The sequence below is a fragment of the Egicoccus sp. AB-alg6-2 genome (genome assembly GCF_041821025.1).
Taxonomy (GTDB): domain Bacteria; phylum Actinomycetota; class Nitriliruptoria; order Nitriliruptorales; family Nitriliruptoraceae; genus Egicoccus.
Genome location: NZ_JBGUAY010000015.1, coordinates 1 through 5412, shown reverse-complemented (window position 1 = coordinate 5412; position 5412 = coordinate 1). Strand labels below are relative to the sequence as shown.

Annotated in this window: 3 protein-coding genes and 1 pseudogene; all 4 read right to left on the bottom strand. The window is 72.9% G+C overall.

All coding sequences use genetic code 11. The annotated features are described in order from the left end of the window. A pseudogene (locus tag ACERMF_RS17665) lies at positions 1 to 573 on the bottom strand (hypothetical protein); the annotation flags it as partial. Between the two features lie 143 nt (positions 574 to 716). Beyond that, on the bottom strand, positions 717 to 2285 hold the full coding sequence (locus tag ACERMF_RS17660; RefSeq protein WP_373670471.1) for a GTPase: 1569 nt from the start codon (positions 2283 to 2285) through the stop codon (positions 717 to 719). After that, on the bottom strand, positions 2282 to 3964 hold the full coding sequence (locus ACERMF_RS17655; RefSeq protein WP_373670470.1) for a hypothetical protein: 1683 nt from the start codon (positions 3962 to 3964) through the stop codon (positions 2282 to 2284). The genes ACERMF_RS17660 and ACERMF_RS17655 overlap by 4 nt, the downstream gene beginning before the upstream one ends. Positions 3965 to 4034: 70 nt before the next feature. Continuing rightward, positions 4035 to 5324, bottom strand: coding sequence for a DUF4032 domain-containing protein (locus ACERMF_RS17650; RefSeq protein WP_373670469.1), 1290 nt, complete (start codon positions 5322 to 5324; stop codon positions 4035 to 4037). Positions 5325 to 5412: the final 88 nt, after the last annotated feature.

The following is a 5412-nucleotide window of genomic DNA, read 5'->3' as shown; positions in this document are numbered from 1 at the left end:
CATCGCCAACACCGACGCCAACGGCAACCCCGCCCGCCGCTCCGCCAGGCCCTGCGACTCGATCCGATCCACCAACGCAAGCGCCGCCGCATGACCACGATCCAACGTGTCCACCAGCTCGCTCAGTGCCGCCAGCTCCCCACCGCACGACACCTGCTCCGCACAGGCCATGCGGTGCACCCGCAACAGCGCCGCCCGCGCCTGCGCAACCGCACCCCGAAGATCCCCCACCGGCTCAGGATCCGGCCCCGACGGCGGCGGTACCACCCCACCATCGGCCGTCTGCGCCGTCCCGGCCCCCGGACCATCAGCGACCGCGCCGCCGGCGCCACCCTGGTAACCGCCCCGCTCATCAGCGGCCACCACCACATCCCGGGCGGCACGGTCATAACCGCCCCGCGCGTCAGCGGCCACCACGGACGGCACCGCGACCGCCGGCCCCACCGCGGTCGCCTCGCCCTCGACCATCTCGCGGAGTCGGCGCTCGCGCCAGGACATGGCCGTGACGTGCCGACGGGTCCCGGGGCCGCCACGGTGGCGGCGGGAGAAGGTGGGGGCGATCGGCGAGTTCATGGTCGAACGTACGTTTGGATGCGGCCACGTCAAGGACGACGGAGCAGCCACCTGTGGAACATGCGCCTCCCGACCCACCGCTCCGCACAACGCTCGCACACGCGTTCAAACGGGCGCGAAGCGCCCCGAACCGGTCTCACCGGTCACGGCCGCGAGGCTGCCTCGGCGAGGCTTTGAACGGCGGCGCGGAGTCGGGCCTGCGCGTCGATCTCGTCTTGGAGCGGAGCGAGCAGGCCCTCGGTGATTGCCCGGCGCAGGCCCTCCTCGATCCGTCGACGGACACGGGCCGCGTGACGGCGGGCACCGACGCGCGCGAACCAGCGCGTCAGCACGCCGAACAGCAACCGCGCGAGCACGCCCCCCAGCAGCAACGCGGTCGGCCATGGCAGCTCACCGGCGACGTGGGGCACGGGGAGTTCCGGCAGCCGCAACCAGTCGACGACGGCCAAAGCCGCCAACCAGAGCGCGCCGACGACGGCGACGAGTTCGGCGACCAGGCGAAGGATGGAGACAACCTTCCACCAGCGTCGGGGCCGGGGCACCAGGTCGGCCCTTGCGACCGCGTCCGTCAGGGTCGGCGCCGACCGGCTCGCCGCCCGCTGTACCGCCTGGTGCATCGCGGCATGGGCGTGCCCGGACGTACGACCGACGTCCGCGGCCCGCAGCATGGCCGACTCGACCGCCTCGACGGTCGCCGTCCGCGGCGGCGGTCCGTCCGCAGTGCGCCGGAGCAGGTTGGAGGCCGCGGCCCGGAAGGGGCGCCCCAGCGCCCTGGCCAACGGCGAACGGGCGCGTCGGGCCGTCTCCAGCCGGTAGAGCCCGGCGGCCTCGGCAGCGGCGCGGTGCCCGTCGACGGCGACGAGGACCTCGGCGAGCACGTCGTCCACGTCGGGTGTCCGCACCTCGGCGGTGTCGAGATGATCGAGTGTGCGCCCTCCGAAGACGGCGGCGTCGGCGACCAGCCGCGCCGCGGCGGCGCGCCGGCGCTCCGCCAGTTCCACCAGGGCGCTCCGGAGCTCGTCGACGCCGGCACCGGTTCTCGCCGAGGTCGCGAACAGCCGCGCCTGCCCATGTCCCCCGGCTTCGAGCCGTCGACGCAGGTCGGTACGGCAGACTTCGAGCTGGTCCGGCGGAAGCTCGTCGGCGCGGTTGAGCACGACCAGCAGGACCTCGGCGTGCGCGGTCAGGTCCGCCAACGGGCCGGCATGAGTGTCCTCGCGGGCGTACTTGAGCGGGTCGACCACCCAGACCACCACGTCGACCCGGGCGGCCATGCGCACCGCGGTCGCCCGGTGCGACGCGACCACGGAGTCGTGGTCGGGGAGGTCGAGCAGCACCAGACCATCGGGGAGGGCGTCGCCGACCTCGTGTCGTTCGGGTACGTCCAGCCAGTCGAGGAGGGCGTCCGAGACGTCCGTGTGTCGAGACACTCCCGCCAGGGGCTGTGAGGTCGTCGGACGTCGTGCACCCTCGACGGCCACCTCGCGACCCAGGAGCACGTTGGTCAACGCCGACTTGCCGACGCCGGTGCCCCCGGCGAGCGCGGCGACGGTCAGCCCGTCCCCCCGCGCGAGACGTTCGTCGAGACGGCGACGCAGCTCCCCCGCCTCGGCGACGACGGACGGTTCGAGCCGTCCGTCGCCGAGTTCGACGACGGCGTCCAGTGCGTCACCGACCTGCAGCTGCGCCGGGGCGGCCGGCCTCGCCCTCACTGGCGGCGTCCGGCGGCCGCGAGGACGGCGCCGACCCGTGGCGACGGGTCCAGCGCGCCGTCGAGCACCGCGTCGTGGCGGGCCCGGTCGAGCTCGATCAGCCGCGTCAGGCGGACATCGAGGTCGGCCTTGGCGTCGGCCAGCAGGATGCGCAGGTTCTGTTCGCCGAAGAGTCGCACCAGCAGCGCCTGGCTGCCCGCGCTGGCGAGCGCCGCGATGCCGAGCTCGCCGCCCGTCAGGCCGCCGCTGACGGTGAACACCACCAGGATGGCGGCGGTGGCAACCGCGTTCAGCGCGGTCGACCACACGCGGGCCTGGACCCGTCGGTCGGCGCCGACGGTGGCGACCAGTTCCGCGACGTGTTCGCCCCAGGCGTCGACCTCGGCACGCACGCGCTGGGCGCGGTCGGGCTCCTCGGTCCGCAGTTCGGGATGCCGGTCGAGCAGTTCGCGACCGACGGGGTCCGACTCGAAGCGTCGCCGGACGTCCCAGCCGGCCCGCTCGAGCAGCCGGCCGATCGTGTCGCTGAGGGTGCCGGCCACCTCGGTGCGCACCTGACGGGGGCTCGCCGTCGCCTCGCCGTCGCCACCGAGCATGCCACGCACCATGTCGCGGACCCGCGTCGCGGCGGTCTGCATGCGCAGCATCGCCTCGCCGCCGCCGACCAGGTCGCGCCAGCGGTCGAGCACGTCGGCCCGCAACGGGATGCCACGATCGAGTTCGAGTGCGAGGTCGTCGCCCAGCCCCCGATAGGCCTGGTCGAGCGCGAAACGCAGGCGCTCGGCCGTCGCCTGCTCGGCCTCGAGCGCGTCGGCGACCGGTACGAGTTCGCCCGGCGTGGCAGCCCGCAGTCCCTGCAGCGCCCGTTGCCGGACCTCGGCGCGGGCCTGCGGTGTCGCCAGGCCGGCCAGCCAGTTCCGGAGCGGCGCGATCGCCGCGTCTGGAAGGCGTTCGTCGCGCACCTCGGTGACGGCCACGTCGACCAGCGTGTCGACCTCCACCCCTTGTGTGGCCAGCAGGCGGGCGACGTCGTCGAGCACCTCGTCGCGATCGTCCGCGCGGACCTGGGTCACCACCACGCCCGTCAGCACCTCGCGGTCGCGCGCGAGGCGGAGGTAGACCGCACCGACCTCGTCGGCGTAGGTCCGTGCGGTGACGAACCACAGCCAGGCGTCGGCGACGTCGAGCACGCTCTCGGCCAACTGCCGGTTGTGGGTCTCGACCGAGTCGACGTCGGGCGTGTCGACCAGCGCCAACCCCGCCGGCAACCCCTCGCTCGTCCGCACGACCAGGCGCCGCCCGCCGGCCGCTCCGTCGCCCCCACGGACCCGCGGGAGGTGTGGCAGTACGGCGGCGTCGACCAGCCGGGCCTCGTCGGCAGGATGGCAGACCAGCACGGGTGCGTGTGTCGTCGGCCGCACCACGCCGGTGGCGGCGACGCGCGCTCCCGCCAGTGAGTTGACGGTCGTGGACTTGCCCGCCCCGCTGCCACCGGCAACGACGACGAGCAGCGGCGCGTCGAGGTCGGCGCTGCGGGTGAGTGTCGCCCGCAGCCGACGCGCCGTGGCGACGGCACGTTGCTGCAGCGCCTCGGAGGCGGGTCCGCTCAGCCCGAACCGCAGCTGCTCGAGGTGGTCGGCGAGCATGGCGAGGTCGTCGGTCGCCGGTATCTCGTCCACCGCCCGCCCTTCCTCGCCCACGACGCGACGGTAACGGCGGTTGCCGGCGGTAGTGAGGTGCGGCCCCCGGTCAGGAGGGCGCTTCGAAGTCCGCGAGCGCGTCGGGCACCAGCTCCTCGAGTTCGTCGGCGATCTCGGCGGGCGACACCCGACGCTCCTCGGGCTCGAAGCGAAGCACGGTGTCCACGTAGCTGCGCGCGGCATCGAACAGGCCGGCGTCGGCACCCTTGAGCTCGGAGAGGTGGTGCCAGTGGTCGATGACCTCGTGGAAGATCTCGGCGGACTCACGCTTGCCGCGCAACTCCTCGGGAACGGTCGACACGATCGGCTCGAACGACTGCTCCATCCAGCGGTGGGCGATCAGCGCTTCCGGCATCGACCGGCCCTCTTCGGCCTGCAGCCATGCCCCGAAGTTGTGCATGTCGTTGAGCAGGCGCCGAGCCTGGTTCTCCTGCACGTCGAGTCCGGTCAGGTCCTTGAGCAGGCGGCGGTAGCGTCCGGGCTCGAGGACCGACGTCTTGAGCACCATGCGGGTGAGGCCGGGATTGCCGGCGTCCTGCACCAGCTCGAGTTCCTCGACGTCGTAGCCGAGCTCGTTGATGCGGCGCAGCCGGTCGTGGATGCGGTACCGCTCGTCGTCGCTGAACAGCTCGTCGCGGGTCAGCTCGGCCCACAGGGTGTCGTAGCGGTCGGCGAGCTCGAGGCCGAGTTCGAACGGGTCGATGTCGGCGGACAGCACGCCGGCCGCCTGCAGGTCCATCAGCTCACCACCGCACTTCTCGATGGCGAGCTCGACGTCCATCCGACGCTGCCCCGACGACAGGTCCTCGTAGAGCTCACCGGTCTCGGTGTCCACGACGTAGGCGGACAGACGCCCGGCGTCGCGCCGGAACAGCGTGTTGGAAAGCGAGCAGTCGCCCCACAGAAAGCCCTGCAGGTGGATGCGCACGAGCAGGTGCACGAGTGCGTCGATCATGGGCTCGCGCAGGCGCTGGTGCTCCTGGCGCAGGAACAGCAGCCGGTAGGGCACCGAGTATTCGAGGTGCTCGGTGATGAGCACCGCCTCGAGCGCCGCGCCCTCGCGGGTCTCACGGCGGCTGACGACGCCGACGACGTCGACCACCGGAACGCCCTCGGACTTGAGGTGGCGCAGGAAGCGCCACTCGCGGTCGGCGAACCGGCGCGGCAGTTCCTTGAGGTGGTAGAGGCGGTCGCCGTACTTCACGGTGCGCACGACATGGCGGTGGATGCCCATCGGCATCTCGACGAGACGGTCGGACTCCCACGCGGCGAGCGGCTCGTCCCAGGGCAGGTCGAGGAAGTCGGGATGCCCGGTCCGGGCCGTGAGCTGGAAACGCAAGGGATGCCGCCGTCGTGGGTGATGCGCCGGTCACGGTTTCGGGGCGCGCCGCCCGTGTGGGTGACGCGCCCCGAGTGGTCAGGACCGA